This is a genomic window from Mobiluncus mulieris, from assembly GCF_014204735.1.
In the GTDB taxonomy this organism is placed as follows: Bacteria; Actinomycetota; Actinomycetes; order Actinomycetales; family Actinomycetaceae; genus Mobiluncus; species Mobiluncus mulieris.
The window spans coordinates 2163640-2179481 of the sequence record NZ_JACHMA010000001.1 but is presented as its reverse complement, the minus strand read 5'-3'; the positions used below and the strand labels follow the sequence as shown (position 1 = coordinate 2179481).

14 protein-coding genes, 1 tRNA gene and 1 pseudogene are annotated in these 15842 nt (G+C 55.6%); 7 read left to right on the top strand and 9 right to left on the bottom strand.

Annotation, left to right across the window (positions count from 1 at the left end):
- Window positions 1–34 precede the first annotated feature (34 nt).
- The 3 genes from F4555_RS09645 to F4555_RS11375 all read left to right on the top strand — a co-directional run bounded on the left by F4555_RS09645 (window position 35) and on the right by F4555_RS11375 (window position 2163).
- Window positions 35–1291, top strand: a complete 1257-nt coding sequence (locus tag F4555_RS09645) for a metallophosphoesterase (protein WP_115325695.1) — start codon at window positions 35–37, stop codon at window positions 1289–1291.
- Window positions 1292–1409: 118 nt separating this feature from the next.
- Window positions 1410–1483: transfer RNA gene (locus tag F4555_RS09640), tRNA-Pro, on the top strand.
- Between the two features lie 512 nt (window positions 1484–1995).
- Window positions 1996–2163: a hypothetical protein gene (locus tag F4555_RS11375; protein ID WP_036342873.1), complete on the top strand. Its 168-nt coding sequence runs from the start codon at window positions 1996–1998 to the stop codon at window positions 2161–2163.
- 348 nt (window positions 2164–2511) lie between these two features.
- Here F4555_RS11375 and F4555_RS09630 read toward each other — a convergent pair.
- Window positions 2512–2818 (bottom strand): annotated as a pseudogene (locus F4555_RS09630) (IS1634 family transposase); the annotation flags it as partial.
- Between the two features lie 69 nt (window positions 2819–2887).
- Between F4555_RS09630 and F4555_RS09625 the strand changes: the two are divergent.
- Complete coding sequence (locus tag F4555_RS09625) at window positions 2888–3037, top strand: hypothetical protein (RefSeq protein ID WP_169305152.1); 150 nt, start codon at window positions 2888–2890, stop codon at window positions 3035–3037.
- A 209-nt stretch (window positions 3038–3246) separates the two neighbouring features.
- Here F4555_RS09625 and F4555_RS09620 read toward each other — a convergent pair whose 3' ends face one another.
- From F4555_RS09620 to F4555_RS09610, 3 genes are all read right to left on the bottom strand, one after another.
- A complete protein-coding gene (locus F4555_RS09620; protein ID WP_004013597.1) occupies window positions 3247–3816 on the bottom strand; it encodes an RloB family protein in 570 nt (189 codons plus the stop codon).
- Window positions 3809–5050: an AAA family ATPase gene (locus tag F4555_RS09615; protein ID WP_004013598.1), complete on the bottom strand. Its 1242-nt coding sequence runs from the start codon at window positions 5048–5050 to the stop codon at window positions 3809–3811. The genes F4555_RS09620 and F4555_RS09615 overlap by 8 nt, the downstream gene beginning before the upstream one ends.
- A 387-nt stretch (window positions 5051–5437) precedes the next feature.
- On the bottom strand, window positions 5438–6712 hold the full coding sequence (locus F4555_RS09610) for an ATP-binding protein (RefSeq protein ID WP_115325696.1): 1275 nt from the start codon (window positions 6710–6712) through the stop codon (window positions 5438–5440).
- A 586-nt stretch (window positions 6713–7298) separates the two neighbouring features.
- Here F4555_RS09610 and F4555_RS09605 point away from each other — a divergent pair.
- Window positions 7299–8273 (top strand): acetylxylan esterase, encoded by a 975-nt coding sequence (locus tag F4555_RS09605; protein WP_004013601.1) that lies wholly within the window; start codon window positions 7299–7301, stop codon window positions 8271–8273.
- A gap of 60 nt (window positions 8274–8333) precedes the next feature.
- Here the strand turns inward: F4555_RS09605 and F4555_RS09600 are convergent, their stop codons facing one another.
- The 3 genes from F4555_RS09600 to F4555_RS11370 all read right to left on the bottom strand — a co-directional run bounded on the left by F4555_RS09600 (window position 8334) and on the right by F4555_RS11370 (window position 11297).
- On the bottom strand, window positions 8334–9971 hold the full coding sequence (locus F4555_RS09600; RefSeq protein WP_249289990.1) for a methyl-accepting chemotaxis protein: 1638 nt from the start codon (window positions 9969–9971) through the stop codon (window positions 8334–8336).
- A 38-nt stretch (window positions 9972–10009) separates the two neighbouring features.
- A complete protein-coding gene (locus F4555_RS09595; RefSeq protein WP_115325698.1) occupies window positions 10010–10900 on the bottom strand; it encodes a transporter substrate-binding domain-containing protein in 891 nt (296 codons plus the stop codon).
- A 274-nt stretch (window positions 10901–11174) separates the two neighbouring features.
- Window positions 11175–11297 carry a tegument protein US11 gene (locus F4555_RS11370; protein ID WP_115325699.1) on the bottom strand — a complete coding sequence of 41 codons (123 nt, stop codon included), beginning with the start codon at window positions 11295–11297 and terminating at the stop codon, window positions 11175–11177.
- Window positions 11298–11338: 41 nt separating this feature from the next.
- On the opposite strand from F4555_RS11370, the gene F4555_RS09585 reads away from it, so the two are divergent.
- A complete protein-coding gene (locus F4555_RS09585; RefSeq protein WP_004014040.1) occupies window positions 11339–11758 on the top strand; it encodes an Hsp20/alpha crystallin family protein in 420 nt (139 codons plus the stop codon).
- 206 nt (window positions 11759–11964) lie between these two features.
- Here F4555_RS09585 and ychF read toward each other — a convergent pair whose 3' ends face one another.
- Together ychF and ispH are read right to left on the bottom strand one after the other, a co-directional pair.
- Window positions 11965–13050: a redox-regulated ATPase YchF gene (ychF, locus tag F4555_RS09580; RefSeq protein ID WP_004014041.1), complete on the bottom strand. Its 1086-nt coding sequence runs from the start codon at window positions 13048–13050 to the stop codon at window positions 11965–11967.
- A 179-nt stretch (window positions 13051–13229) separates the two neighbouring features.
- Window positions 13230–14354 carry a 4-hydroxy-3-methylbut-2-enyl diphosphate reductase gene (ispH, locus tag F4555_RS09575; protein WP_004016006.1) on the bottom strand — a complete coding sequence of 375 codons (1125 nt, stop codon included), beginning with the start codon at window positions 14352–14354 and terminating at the stop codon, window positions 13230–13232.
- A gap of 199 nt (window positions 14355–14553) precedes the next feature.
- Here ispH and xseA point away from each other — a divergent pair, with 199 nt between their 5' ends.
- Window positions 14554–15822 carry an exodeoxyribonuclease VII large subunit gene (gene xseA, locus F4555_RS09570; RefSeq protein WP_103758750.1) on the top strand — a complete coding sequence of 423 codons (1269 nt, stop codon included), beginning with the start codon at window positions 14554–14556 and terminating at the stop codon, window positions 15820–15822.
- Window positions 15823–15842: the final 20 nt, after the last annotated feature.

The following is a 15842-nucleotide window of genomic DNA, read 5'->3' as shown; positions in this document are numbered from 1 at the left end:
TAGGGAAGTTCCGGCATAGACAGAGAGGGAAGTTATGGCCTTAGGACAGTGGGTAGCGCTTGGTGGCATAGCCGCAGGCACAGCAGCCTGGGCAGCTGAGCGAGCTTCCCATGACTATCAGTTGGTTCGATTCCAGGTTCCCGCCCGGGTTTGCGGCTCGCGCCTCATGAATTCGGCGCAAACATCGGCTTTTCCATCCCCGAATCCTACGCGCGACGCGGTGGACGGTGGCACAGCGGCGACTGAGTCGACCCCCGGGGCGGTGCCTCCGCTGCGGATTTTGCACTTGAGTGACACGCATTTGTATCGTGGGCGCGAGGATTTAACGGCGTGGCTGCGTCGTTTGGCGACTCGCGCCGGCCAGGATTTTGACTTCGTCGTGTTGACCGGGGATATGTTGGCCACCAGTTTTGGCGACGCGCACCTGGCCACGCGGGCTTTCGCGCCGCTGGTGGCCAGCGGGGTTCCGGGGGCGTACGTGTTTGGGGCTCATGATTATTACGCAAACCGGGCGGGGAATCCCTTGGGATACCTGGTAAAGGGCGTGGCTGGGCGGCTCGCTGGATTGCGTGGATCCGGTCGGTGTTTCGCGGCGGCTGGCTCGGCTGGTTCGGCTGGTTCGGCGCGCGCGGGTATGTGGAGTGACGCGCGGCGGGTTTCGCGGCGGGTTTCGCGGTCTGAGCGAACCGGAAGTCAGGGGGGCTCCGGGGATTTTGGTCGGGTATTTCGCGATTTCCTGGCGGATTCCCCGTGGGTGGATGTGAATAACCGCCAGACGGAGGTATCGGCGGCGGGGTGGCGGGTGGCTTTGGCGGGGGTCGACGATCCGCATATCGGTCGCGATGTTTTCCCGGGGTTTCCGGGTGCGGGTGCGGCTGGTGGGGTGTCGCTTCGGGCGGATTCATTAGGTGCCATCGGGAATTCCAGCGCCGGGCGGGAGGGCGAGTCGCCCGGGAATCGTGCGCGATTGCGGATTGGTTTGGCTCATGCGCCTTATGCGCGGGTTTTGGATGCTTTCGAGGCGGCGGGCGCGGATGTGGTGTTTTGTGGGCATACGCATGGGGGTCAGGTGTGTTGGCCAGGGGGACGTGCCTTGGTGACGAACTGTGATTTAGGGTCGCGTTTTGCCTCGGGGGTGTTTTCTTGGGTTGACGGACAGCCAAGCCGGGTGATGGAACCCGGTGCGATGCGGGTGAGTGTGAGTCCTGGGCTGGGGACTTCGCCGTTTACGCCGTGGCGCGTGTTTTGTCCGCCGGCCGCGTTTTTGGTGGAGTGTGGCAGAAATCAGTGAAGAAATGTGGTTTTGCGGGGATTCTTCCCCGCAAAACCACGATACTCACTCTTTTTTGCCACGTATGTGGTGAGTTTCCAAAAATGGCGGCTTGCCGTTATACTCGAAGAGTTACACACGGGGTGTAGCGCAGCTTGGTAGCGTGCTTCGTTCGGGACGAAGAGGCCGCGGGTTCAAATCCCGCCACCCCGACCGAGCGAGCATCCAAACCGAAGGCGAAGCCTTCGAGTTTGTGATGCGAGCGAGGGAGGGGTACGCAATCGCGCAGCGATTGCAGGTACCCCGATTTTTTTCTTTGAATTCTTGTTGTGGGTTGGGTACGCAATCGCGCAGCGATTGCAGGTACCCCGGCTTTTTTCTTTGAATTCTTGTTGTGGGTTGGGTACGCAATCGCGCAGCGATTGCAGGTACCCCGGCTTTTTTCTTTGAATTCTTGTTGTGGGTTGGGTACGCAATCGCGCAGCGATTGCAGGTACCCCGATTTTTTTCTTTGAATTCTTGTTGTGGGTTGGGTACGCAATCGCGCAGCGATTGCAGGTACCCCGGCTTTTTTCTTTGAATTCTTGTTGTGGGTTGGGTACGCAATCGCGCAGCGATTGCAGGTACCCCGGCTTTTTTCTTTGAATTCTTGTTGTGGGTTGGGTACGCAATCGCGCAGCGATTGCAGGTACCCCGACTGTTTGTTTTCCCAGGTGGTAGCCTGTTTGATTTTGTGTTACATGGTCGTGTTTCATTTTTCGCGTACCCCGTGCGTACCCCCGTTTACTGCGCTGATGCTGGTGACGGGGCTGGGGCTGGTGGTGTTTTGGATGACTTGGTTGAGTGTGGCTAGGGAGGTTTGGTCGGCTTTGGTTCCTAGCCAGTGGGTGTAGCGTGATGTGGTGGTGAGGTCGGCGTGTCCGGCCCAGGCTCTTACGGTGGCGAGGTCTATTCCAGCGGCTAGCCAGATACAGATGGCGGTGTGGCGTAGGTCGTGGATGGTTGTGTGTGGTCAAATAAAAGTGAGCCGTTTGAGCGGTTGGAATTGAGCTACTTGGTGGCTCAGTTTTAGGGGCTGGCGGGTTTGGGTGTTTCCTCGTGTTGTGGGGGACACTGGCTCGTTCGTGGCTTAGGTTCCTGATGAATGATTTTTTCTATTAGTCAGGAAGGAAAGGAATGACGATACCAGTGTCCATTCAAGAACATATCAGACCTGAGTTGCACAATTGGAGTGACCCATTTTAGGTGTGGGGGTTGAAGGGGATTTTCTGCAGGATTTGTTGGATTTCGTCTGGTATGGGGTCGTCTATCGGGATTTCTGTGTTACCGATTCTGGCTAGTGTTCTGCAGATTGGCCCGAGTTTCCGCACGAGTTTCTTGGTGGTGATTCCGGTCTTTTGGTACAAATAGCGGGAGACTGCCAAAACGGCCATGACCACAGTCAGATGCGCGTCGATAGCGTCGCGTTGCCGGTGGAAAATCGGCCTGGCACGCAAATCGGTTTTGGATATGCGTCAAGGACTGCTCCACGTGCCACAGTTCGTTATACGAGCGATGAGAGGGTGTCAAATAGATTGTGTAAGTGGTGGGTGAGATGAAAGGATGCTGATTATGTCTATGAGTGCTGTTGATGATAAGGCTGCTGTTGTGGCGGTGGAGGGCGCGGCGGGTGAGTTGCGTCGTGAGTTTTTCAGTGATGAGTTGCTTGACCGACTGTTGGATGCCACGTCTCGTCGAGGCTGTACCCGCCACAACACTAACCCATAACGGAGTGACCCAAAACCACCACCCCAAAACCCCGCCACCAGCACAAACAGCCAGAAAACCCACCATATGCTACAAATATGTGCAACTCAGGTCATGAAGTCCACGTTGCCATAATCGCTTTCCGCTATCACCCCCGCATCCATGAGGCGCTGGCTCAAAATTGTAGAGGGTGCGGCGAGTGCATGGCTATCCAAAATCGCCAGTGTCTGTTATACATTGCGTAATTCCATGAGAATGTCACCGATTGGGGCAGAAATTTCTTCTCCGTTCAGTCTTTGGTAACGTTGGTGAGCTTCTGACCATTTATCGTAGGGAAAGTCACCCGGAATCTGCTTGCGAGCTTTCGCAGTTTGCGCCCGTTTACTATTCACAGCCAGATACTTTCCTATAACCTTTTCCCACCTGTCTTGGACTTGCTTTGTCTCTGGTGCACCACCCATATCCTCAAAGTGCCAAATCAGCCAAACCTCAAAGCATGGAATCGAAGTAATCAGCACGCACGACTGTCGCGATTGCCTCAAGTCTTTGATTTCTTTTCCGAAATTGTCTTGGTCGAAAACGGCCCAAACTTTGGTGTACTGGGCACCTTCTCTTTTGGCCTCGCGGGAAAACTTGTTGGCGGCTTCTACTACTTGTTTAGGCGAGGCTCCTTTAATCGTCTTAATCCGCAGGCTGGGAACAGATCTTCTAAAGTGCTCAAAGTACTGCCTCTCGGTAACCTCTCCATTGGTGACAATCAGGAACGTAGGTCTGGCACTACGTGAATGTCTCCTAGCCATCTGTCAAGACCTCGTACAAATCGGCAGTGTTGATGTTGGGAACGCTCCCGAATGCGCCTTGGAAGTATTGCTTGGCCAGATTTGATTCTTTTCGAATTCCTTTATCGATTTGGTACAGTACACAGCCCTCACCTGCGCTTTTCTCGGTAAACCACGTTTCATGAGGCGCCAAGGCAGAATCGGGATACCTATCCAACAACGTCACATCATGGGTGTTGAAAATAAGCTGGGCACCTTTAGCATTAATCGCTTCATTCTTAAATAGTTCCACCAATTCCCGCACCAAAACAGGATGCAGCGATTCATCGAGTTCATCGCAGACCACGACAGCTCCCTTTTTCAAACCATATATAGCTGGAATCGCGGTGTTCAGCCAGGAAATAGTGCCTCTGGATTCGTCGACCAGGTTGAAACTAACCGTCTCGCCATCAGCTGGGGCAACATGCTGCAACACGATACTTTTCGCAATCTGTTCCAGTTCCTCTTCGGGAAGTTCACCGATTTCTCCGGTCTCTCCGAGTTCGGCACCTCCCCTTAAAATCTTGCTAACCGCGTTAGCGATTTCTATGTATTTAGCCGGCACCTGATGCTCATCAACTGAGATTCCGCTTATCCCCAGGTCGGCTAGCTTCAAAGTCTCTACCGCCAGCTTGACCCAGCTTCTGTCGCCGAGTAGCACATTGGTCAACCAGTTATGCCGAACCATTTTGTCCACCTCATCGGGCCAGATAAACAGGAATCTAGCTAAACCATTTACGAACTCCATGACCGCCTCAGATTTGAACATCCGAGCCAGATTAATGAAAAGTACATCCGGATTGACGCCAATTTTTTCCAGTAAAAGGTCGGGGACACCCGCAACAATACCCTTGGAACCGAATCTCTCAATCAGTTTCACTGGTCGCGACTTTCGCCACCTGGTAAGGGTTTCTTCCTGGACGCCGGAGCTATCAACTGCTACCTGGTATCTCCACCTCACGTCATCGAGAACCACCTCTAGTTCGTAGCATGTAGGCTGGGGATTCAACTCGGGAAACAGTCTATTCGGTTGGTGAAGTTCAGATGGAGACCGGTGTGCGTCTCGGATTGACCTGATTAACAGAGCTAATGCCTCTAAGAAAGTAGTTTTCCCCGAAGCGTTACTTCCGAAGATTCCCGCGACACGCTGCGTGTGTTCCGCCCATGAATCGCCCTTGGGAGGAGTTCTTCGCCGTTCCAAAACAGCATCCGACATGCTTAAAGTGGAGCGGGTTGCGAACCCCTTGTAGTTTTCAACGGTGAAAGATAGCAGCACAACTCAAAGTCTACAATACTTATTTGCATTTTTTGCAAATTATCCGCAAATTTTGCGTTTAGCGGGTGCGCGGCACTTTGGGGTTCATGAGGTGCTTGCGCAGGTTTGGGCACAAATTTGTAATGTGGACTTGCTTACAATTAAAAGCTTCGCCCGCAGCCCCCGGATGGCACCTATAAAATCCAACACTCACACCTCGGTCAGAGCCTGAAGCGTGCTGGTATTTGCCGCTTCGGCTAAGGGGTACGCAATCGCGCAGCGATTGCGAATACTCCGACAGGCAGAGCGACCCTTGGCGGTTAACTTTCGTACAAAGGTATCTTAGCGTTACCCCAGCAGAGCGAGTGGGACGATGGCGATGCCGTCGGGGCGGCGGAATGCGAACTGTCCGGTGGTGATTACGATGCGTTCGACCAGCCGTTTTCCGATTTGTTCGCCCAGCCAGTGCAGGTGCTTCAGGTCGTTTTCACTCACGGTGGTGGCTAATTTGACCTCGAAGGCAATGACTTTCCCATCGTAGCGCTCCAAAATCAGGTCGATTTCGTGTTCCCCGGCGCGGGTGCGCAGGTGGTAGCATTTGGCTTCAGCGGCTTGTCCGGCCGCACGCACAGTTAAAGTAGCCAGTGCCTCAAAGAGCTGCCCGAAGGTTTCCATACTGCCGGGGTTGCCACTGAGCAGTGTTTCGGGGGTGGCTCCCGTCAGAGCAGCGGCGATACCGGGGTCAAATAGTTGATGCTTGGGTCCGAAAGTGAGTCGTTTCAGGGACGTTCCAGTCGGTGCCCAACCGGGTACCGGATCGAGAATCCACAGTTGGGTCAACAACTCGCGAATATTCTGGGTGGTGCTTTTCGCAGGTTTATCGGGCTCTCCGGGACTAGCGGCACCCAAAATGGCAGAGTAGCTGGCGGTGGTTGAGGATGCGGCGGCGTAGGCACTCATCCAGGCTCTAAGATTTTGGGGTTTACGCATCAACACGCCTTGTTCGGGGATGTCATGGTCGATAATGCGCTGAATATAGCCATCTATCAAAATCCGTCGGGCGCGCGGGGAGGCGCGGAAAATCTGGGGCATCCCGGTCTCACAGATAGCCTGGGCATAAGCCAGGAGTCCAAAATTGGTTTCCCCGGATATTTCCGCGTCGCCTAAGAACAAGCGGCTAATGAACACGCTGGGGCTGGTGCTGGGACGCTCGGCCAGGCTCAAGGGGCGCAGTCGCAGCGAAGCGATACGTCCCGCTCCGCTGTGTGTGTCCACCCCGGAAACGGGCGTGGCGCTGCCGGTTAGCAGGAACCTGTTGAGTGTTTGTTGATCCACGAGGCGGCGTACCGCGTCCCACACGGGTGGGTATTTCTGCCATTCATCTATGCAGGTTGTTGCGTATTTAGTCAGCTGGTTTACGGTATCGGCGGCGATGAGTTGTCCCACCTCGGGATTATCCAAAGCCAGTACATGCTCTACCCACCGCTGTGCGGTTTCGGTTTTCCCTACGCCCTTGGCGCCGTCAATCGCAATCGCGGGCAGCTGCGGGAACAATTCCCGTAGTTCTTCGTCTAAATACCGGGGTAGATAGTCCTCGGGAGCGCCAGGAATTTTCGTGAGCATACCGGCATTTTATCAGTCTATCGGTCGATTTGCCGGAAACTTATCGGTCGTTTTGCCGGGAACTTATCGGTTGGTTTGCCGAGCTGTCACCAAGTACTTTGCCGAGATAGCGCTGGTCGCTTTACCGGTTTCATGAGGTGCTATTCGATACCACCAGCACTGTCACTAGATGCGAGCTTTCTCATATTCCGTGGAAATTTAGCCAGCAAGCCCTCCGGTGGCCAGCAGGGCTTCACAGATTTGGAGTTGGGAAGGAAGTATCCCGCGTCGGTGAGGGGGTGGGAAATTGCTTGGGAGCGGTTTATCCCGTCTCGAAGGTCGAACAGTAAGTAACTGGCCGAAAGTACTACAAGAACTAGCCCTAAACTACCCCGAAAGGTTCAAAACAAACTAACAAACCAAACCCCACTTAAAAAACTTGACAAGCTTACATATAGCCCGAAATCCGGTTATCTCGACCTCGAGATAACCCTGTGACCTTGAGTTTTGTTATTGAGAATCGGTGAGAATTTGCTTATGTGTTCGTGGTCTCGACCCGCAGTAACGCTGCTAGAATTCCCCTAGCCGCTGCGTGGAAAGGATTTTGATGCTGACCGATTTGCCGCTCGAAGAATTGCAGGTTTTTGAACCCGATGTGAAACAACCCCAGGATTTCAAGGATTTTTGGGATAAAACCTTGGCGCAAGCGCGCGAGACCCCCGCTGGGATGAGCCTGGAACCAACCCCGACCCCACTGGAGACCCTGGAATACTATGATGTGACTTTCCCGGGATTTAACGGCGATTCCATCAAAGGCTGGCTGGCGGGGAAGCCCGGGTTCACCCAGGCCGACCCGCAACCCGTAATTGTCGAGTATCGCGGCTATGGTGGGGGTCGTGGCCTGCCTGGCGAGGAACCTTTCTGGCCCTCGAGCGGCTTTGTGCATTTTTTGATGGATACCCGCGGCCAAGGCGGGGATTGGGGCAGCGGCGGGGACACCCCCGACCCGTATCCGGTGAGCCCGCATGCTTTGGGGTTCTTCACTAACGGCATTGAGTCGCGCGAGACGTATTATTACCGCCGCCTGATAACAGACGCAATCCGGGCGGTGGACGGGGTGTTGACCTTGCCTTTTGTTGATTCTAAGCGCGTGTTTTGTGCGGGTGCCTCTCAAGGTGGGGGGCTTGCAGCTATCACTAGTGCGTGGCATCCGCAGGTGCGCGCGGGACTGGCGGATGTGGCCTTCCTGGGGAATCTGTTACGTGGGGCGATGCTCACTGACACAGTGCCGTACTACGAATTGGCTCGGTATCTGCGGGTGAAACCACAGCGGATAGAGGCGGTACGCGAGACTCTGGCGTATTTCGACGCAGTGAATTTCGCGCGCCTGGCCGCCACACCGTGCTACTTTTCGGTGTCGCTGCAAGACGAATACGTGCCGCCGTCTTGCACGTACTCGATTATCAATCAGTGGGCGGGCGATAAATCGGTAGAGGTCTATGAATTCGCCAAACACCAGGGGGTGGGTTTGACACACCGCTACAAGCAGCACGCCTGGCTACAGCAGTTCCTGGATATCTAGCGAGGCGCTCGTGCCACCCCAGAGCGTCGAGCGACAAGCACCTCATGAATCCGCACCACCCTATCGGTGGTAGGGCGAAACCAAGTCGGTGAGTCCTTGCGAGGACTGCGCGACCGCCTGGCCGGCCTCGAGGGTGGAGCGAGCCCCCGCCGCGCTTTGTTGAGCACTCTCCGAGACGCTGCCGATGGCACCAACGATTTGTTGGGTGGTGCCCGCAGCGCCTTGTACCACCGCCGACATTTCGTTGGTGGTGGCGGTTTGCTGTTCTACGGCCGAGGCGATGGTGGTTTGCGAATCGTTGATGCGCTCGATAATCTCCGAGATTTGGGCGATGGCCTCGGTGGCTTTAGCGGAGTCTTCCTGGATAGAGGCTACCCGCTGGGTGATATCGGCAGTTGCATTGGCGGTTTGCGCGGCCAGGTCTTTGACTTCCCCGGCGACCACCGCGAAGCCTTTGCCGGCATCCCCGGCACGCGCCGCCTCGATGGTGGCGTTTAGCGCCAACAGGTTCGTTTGTTCCGCAATCGAAGTAATCGACTGGGTAATCTCGCCAATTCCTTGGGAGGAAGCCTCGAGAGTAGTGATGACCTCGCTGGCTTGACCCACCGTAGTGACAGCCTCGGCGGCAACCATGGAAGCCGAATTCGCGGACTCGGAGATTTGGCGAATCGCTTGCTGCATTTCCTCCATCGCCACGTTTAGGGTGCCCATATTGCTGGCGAGCTGCTGGGCTTGCGCATTGGTTTGCTCGGCTTGCTCCTGGGTTAGCGCGGCGGTTTTATCCAGTTCGGCGGCGGTTTCGCTCAAGCCCCCGGCGTGTTCGTTCAGGAAGGCGGCGGTTTCACCCACCGAGTCGATTAGCGAGTTAACCTGTTGGTTTTGACCATTAAAGGCTTGGGCGAGTTCCCGCATTTCCGGCACGCCACGTTTATCGTTGAGTTGGAAGTTCAAATCATAGGGATCGTGGTTACGCAGCGCCGAGGTGTGCCCCGAAAGCGGGCGGTTTACCCGACGAAGTACCGTAAAGAGGAATACGAGCATTCCCAACGCTAGGAGGGTGAACACAGCAATCAGGGCGTAAATGGTCAGGTTTTGAAAAAAGGTGGCTTGCGTGATTTGATTCTGGCCTTGGGAGCCCATCCCGGATTCTATGGTGTTGAGATTGTTTAGGGGTGAGTCCACGGCGCGTTTGGCGTTCGCATAGGATTGGCCGAACACTAGGTCGGAGGCGAGTTTTTGTTGTTTTGCGGCGTCTAGATTTTTTTCTTCGGGGGTGAAGTTGTAGTTTTCCATATCCGGAGGGAGGGTGGAAAAATCTTCGCCGCGAGAGAGGGCAGCTAGCGCCATGGCGTGCAGTTCGTCTTGGTCGGTTTGCTTGGTGGCTTCTTTTGATTTGTTAATCAAGTCGAGGAGTTGGGGGGAGCCGCCATTCTCTTTGATGAGTTTTTCGCCGTATTCGCGGTCTTTCAAGACGTATTTTTGGTTGAAATAGGTCGAAAGTGCTTCCGACAGACCGGAGACTACGTAGACACGGGAGGTGTCGGTTAGTTCCACTGAGGCTGATTTGAGGGTGGCGATGCCGATTTCGCGTTCGGCGGATTGGTGTTGTGCCGCGTTTACGGTTTTGGAGGCGAAAATGGAGCTGATTTGAACTCCGAGACCCACCAGCGCCAGGACTATGACAGAGGTTATGGTCATTTTTACCATGAAAGAGAATCGCATTTTTTCACTCCTTGTTAGGCAATTGGCGGGTTTAGGGTGGCGTAGTTCAAAGCGAATGATTCCACGCCCCAGGGTGCCATGACTTGTTTGAGGATTCCTTGATCCATGAGTTTTTGCAGTCCGGCTTGGGTGGCTTTCGCTAGAGGTTCATTGTTTTTAGCGGTGGCGAGGCCTTGCGGAGCCATTTGGAAGGATTCGCCGACGGAGGCGAAGTTTTTGTTTCTGGTTTCGGCGTACTTGATGATTGCGCTTTCTCCGATAATGGCGTCTATGCTGCCGTTTGCTACTTCGTTGATGAGTTTGTCTTGGTCTTTGTCGGCGACGATTTTTATGGCGTTTTTCCCGGTTTCTTTACAGGTTTCGCTTAAATCGTGCAGTTGTTCTTCTTGGGAGGTGTTTGATTTGGCGGCGATGGTGAATCCGCAGGGGTCGCCGTAGTCAAAATTTTTGGGGTTGTTTTTTTGAGTTCCGTAGATGAACCCAGACTGAATATATGCTACCATGTTCAAGTCTCGCATGCGGGATTTTTTCACGGTCATGGCGGCGGCGGCCATGTCATAGGTTCCGTTGTCTACTTGGGAGAGGATCGAGTCGAAGTCGACGTCGCTGAATTGGACGTTCTTGATACCCAAAACTCGGGCTAGGGCTCTTACTACATCCACTTCGTAACCGGTTGCTTGGTTTTTATCGTCAAAGAATCCGGCCGGAATGTAGGGGGAGTCGATGGCGACTTTCAGGAGTTCTTTGTTTTTGGCAGGGACTAGGGATGAAATTTCTTTGTCTTCGGGGATGGTGGACGTGTCGAATGAGTCTACGGCGTGGTTTGCTTTCCCGGCGCAGGCGGTCAGGGAGAGACATAGTGACGCGGTGCATAAAAGCGTAAAAATTTTACGAATCTTATTCATGTTTAGTATCCCTTGCGTGGAATTATGTTGAGTTCTGGGCACTTGTTGTTTTTGAATACGCAAAAGAGCCACAGAACTTTAATGTGCATGACTTGAATGCGCTCCTATTGTAGCTCTATAAATGTTCGCGGGGTTTGTTTTTTAGATATTTTCGTAAATCGGCTAGCCGATCAGAGTTGTGACCAGGAGCCTAACATAACGTCCGTAAAACTTGAGCCACTTCATATCAAGTTTAGCTAGCACTCTTGGGTCAAGAGTGCTAATATTGATGTTGTCAGATAAGACGCCGGTTGGTCGGGTTGGCCACGCGGACTTGGTTGGGTTCACGAGGTGCCATCCGAAAAGCCGGCTCGGGGTCAATCCCGGCGGCAACGCCGGGAATCACGGGCGGAAACACCGCCCGGGAATCGCCCCGTCAAAATTGAGAGGATGATAAAAATGACAACTTTACGTGACCCGTTCCAAGAACTAGATCGGCTGTTCAACACTTCGCATGGCCCGGCGGCACCCGCAATGCCGCTTGACCTGTACCGCGATGGAGACAAATTCGTAGCGAAGGTGGATTTGCCTGGCGTGAATCCCGCGTCTATTGATATCGACGTGGAAGACCGCACCTTGACCATCAGCGCTAAGCGCGAGGCGGACGACAAAGACGACCGCCAGTGGCTGACCCGCGAACGCCCCTCAGGCACCTTCGCGCGCCAGTTGACCCTGGGGTATGGCCTGAGCCTGGATGCGATTGCGGCCGATTACAACGGTGGGGTGCTGACCGTAACCATCCCGATTGCCGAAGAAAACAAGCCGCGCAAGATTTCTGTCAGTGTGGGCGACAACGCCGACAAGATTATCGAGAACTAGCCTCGGTTTGCAACCGCCGGGGTTTCCCGGTGGTTGACCTGGTTGACGGGGTTTACCTGGTTGACTAGGGGGTGTTGGGTTCATGAGGTGCCATTTGGAATGGCACCTCATGAACACTTTTAACCCATTTCAAAAACCAGCGCGAGCAATCAGCCGAAAAAACGGCGCCGCGTGAAAACAAAGCCCCAACCCGGGAAACCCCGCCGCTACACGTTAAACTTGAATTCGACCACGTCCCCGTCTTGCATGACGTAGTCTTTGCCTTCCTGGCGGATTTTGCCCAGTTCCCGAGCCTTATGTAAATCACCGATTTCGACCAAATCGTCATAGCTGATGATGTCGGCTTTGATAAAGCCGCGTTCGAAATCGGTGTGAATCACCCCGGCGGCCTGGGGGGCAGTCCAGCCCCGGTGAATCGTCCAGGCACGCGATTCCTTTTCCCCGGCGGTCAGGAATGTTTGTAAACCGAGCGTGGCGAATCCTACACGCGCCAACTGATCCAAACCGGATTCTTGCAGTCCCGCATCCGCTAGCATCTCGCGGGCGTCGGCCTCGTCCAACTCCACCAGCTCGGCTTCGAAAGCGCCGTCCAAAAACACGGCTTCCGCCGGGGCAACCAAGGCGGCCAGTTCCTCGCGTTTAGCCTGGTCAGCGAGCCCTTTAGCGTCCATGTTGAACACGTAAATAAAAGGCTTGGAGGTCATCAACTGGAATTCGCGAACCAGCTCCCCATCCAGTTCCCCGGCGGTAATGGCGGAGGAAAGCGTGCGCCCGGAATTCAGGATTTTCTCGCACTGTTCGGCGGCGGCCAGCACTTCTTTGGGGGTTTTCTTGCCGGAAACCTCTTTGCGCAGGCGGGGAATCGTTTTTTCCAAGGTCTGCAGGTCGGCCAAAATCAGCTCGGTGGAAATCGTTTCGATATCACTAGCCGGGTCGATTTTGCCTTCGACGTGAACCACATCGGGGTCGGTAAAAGCCCTGGTCACCTGGCAGATAGCGTCGGCTTCACGGATATTGGCCAGGAACTGGTTGCCCAGGCCCTCGCCCTTCGAGGCGCCTTTTACTATCCCAGCGATATCCACGAAAGACACGGTGGCGGGCACGATTTTCTGGGAGTTGAACATTTTCGCCAACACGCCCAGGCGCTTGTCCGGCAGGGGCACCACGCCCACATTCGGTTCAATAGTGGCAAAGGGATAGTTCGCCGCCAGCACGTTCGCGCGGGTTAGCGCGTTGAAAATCGTGGACTTGCCGACATTGGGCAGCCCCGCAATACCGATTGTTAAAGCCATGCCTCCAGCTTAGCGGCTGGCGGGTGGCTTGGGGACATTTATCATTCGAACTGGGTGGTGCCCGCAGTAGTGCCCGGTTCACGGGCTGGCACCTCATGAATCCGCAACGAAACCGCCTGGCGCGCCTGTGGCAAACGGTTAGCGCAGGTTGGAACCCCGCCAGGCCGCGCCCCGCGAGGTTAGCGCAGGTCGCGCGGCAGGGCAAAACGGGTGGTTTCCTCAAGGGTTTCCACCGGTTCCACGTCGTCGAAGCCGTGCGCCGCGAGCCACTGCAAAACCTCGTCTACCAATACTTCCGGCACCGACGCCCCGGAGGTCAACCCCACGGTTTTGGCGCCCTCGAACCAGTCTGCGCACAGTTCCCCCGCCCCGTCGACCCGGTAGGATGCCCCCGCTCCGGCCTCGCGCGCGACTTCCATCAGGCGCACCGAATTCGAGGAGTTCGCCGAGCCAACCACTATCACTACGTCGCACTTCGGGCTCATGGCTTTGACCGCACCCTGGCGGTTTTGCGTGGCGAAACAAATATCGCCCGAAGGGGGGCTTTCCAGTCCGGGGAAGTGTAGTTTCAGTCGCGCTACCGTTTCATTGGTCTGGTCTACTGACAGGGTGGTTTGCGACAGCCACACCATTTTGCGTTTGCCGCTGGTTCCGTCGTTTTTTTCGCCCGTTGCATCAGTTTCGTGGTTGACGTGGTTGACGGATTCATGAGGTGCCAGTTCGGGTTGCGAGCCCGGCACCACATTTCTTGCCGGATTTGGGCTAGATTCGCCAGGAGCCAGCCCAAAATCTTGGCGCTCCTTCGGGCTTGGCGCCGGGTTTTCCCCCGGGGTTTCGGGCTGATTCCCGGTCAAAATGCTGACATCCTGGTTCGTGTCAATCACCCGAATCCGGTCGGGGGCGACCCCTTGGGTGCCCTCGACTTCCTCGTGGCCTTGGTGGCCAATCAGGATAATGTCGTATCCCTGGTCGGCGAAGCGTTTGGCCTCGCGGTGTACCTTGGTGACCAGGGGACAAGTCGCGTCAATAACCTCGAGGCCGCGCGCTTCGGCTTCGGCATACACCGCCGGGGCTACGCCGTGAGCCGAGAAAATCACTCGTGATCCGGATGGCACCTCGTGAAGTTCGGAAACGAAAACCGCTCCGGCCGCCGCTAACGTGCGCACCACGAACTTGTTGTGCACGATTTCCTTGCGGACGTAAACGGGGGCGCCAAAACGCTCCAAGGCGCGTTGCACCACGGTAACCGCGCGGTCGACCCCGGCGCAGTACCCGCGCGGGGATGCCAATAAAACCTTGCCCATCACGTGTTATCTTAGCCGAGCTTTCGGGTGGGTACAGTGCGGGGGGCGGCAGGTGGGGGTGGCAGAGGTTTTTACCGTTGCACGAGGTGCCATCCGAAAAAGCGCCTTAAATACGATGTGACCTGGTCTTATATCCCCAGTAATTGGGCTGGCGACGAAGCGAATTTTTGGGGCGTGGCGGGTGTGTAAAGTAGAGGACATGGAAGATAGAAATGAACGCCTCCTCGCGCCACGGGCCTTGCAAACTACCCGGGATAACCCCTGGCCTTTGGCGCTTTTGCTCGAGAAAATGGATGACTACATTGACCGGATGGCACCCACCTGGGTGGAAGCCCAGGTCATCGAGTACAACCAGCGTCCGGGCAACCGGATGTCGTTCTTTCGCGCCAAAGACCTGGAGGCTGACATGTCCATGCAGGTCAAGGCCTTTGGCAATGTGATTGCGGCGGCCGGACCGGCGATGCAAGCGGGGGCGCGGGTAGTGATGCAGGTCAAACCGGATTTCTATACTAAAACCGGGGATTTGTCGCTGATGGCTGCCGAGATTCATCCCGCCGGGATGGGGGGGATGCTAGAGGAGCTGGAACGACTGAAACAGCGCCTCGCAGCGGAGGGTTTGTTTTCCCGGGAACACAAGAAAGAACTGCCGTTTTTACCGCGCCGGGTGGGGTTGATTTGTGGACACAAGGCTCGTGCTCAGGCTGATGTTAAGGAAAACGTGTGGCGAAGGTGGCCTTTGATGGAGTTCGAAGTGCGCGAGGTTGCGGTACAGGGCGAGAATTGTCCTCGCGAGGTTGCGGCAGCCATAGCTGAACTGGACACGGTGGCGGATATCGACGTGATTGTGGTGACTCGCGGCGGGGGGGCTTTCGAGGATTTGCTGGGGTTTTCTGATGAAGGCGTGGTTCGCGCGGCTTTCGCCGCTCAAACCCCGATTGTCTCGGCGGTGGGACACGAAGAAGACACGCCTTTGCTGGATTTTGTGGCGGATTTCCGAGCATCTACCCCCACGGATGCCGCTAAACGTATCGTGCCGGACTGTGTCGCGGAATCGGAATTGATGGAACGGGGGCGGCAAAAAATGCGCCAGGCGGTGGGGACGCGGGTTTCGGCCGGCCTGGAGTGGCTGCAGGCTATGCGCAGCCGTCCCGTGATGCAAAATCCCGGGGCGGCGCTGGAACAGCGTCGCGGTGATATTGCCCACGGCGTGGAAATCATGCGCGCGCGAATCGCCGAGATTTTGGCGGTTTTCCGACAGGATTTGGCCGCCGACCGGGCGACTTTAACCGCGATTTCGCCGCGTGCCACTTTGGAGCGCGGCTATGCGGTGTTGCGCACTCCCGGACGGGCCTTGATTACCGATGCGACCACCGTAAAGAAAGGTGATTTGTTGGAGGCTGTCTTGGCTCGGGGTTCGCTGGTGGCTTCGGTGGTGGGTGCGAACCCGGGTGCGGGGACGGCACAGTAGTTTTTTTACGAAAATAACTG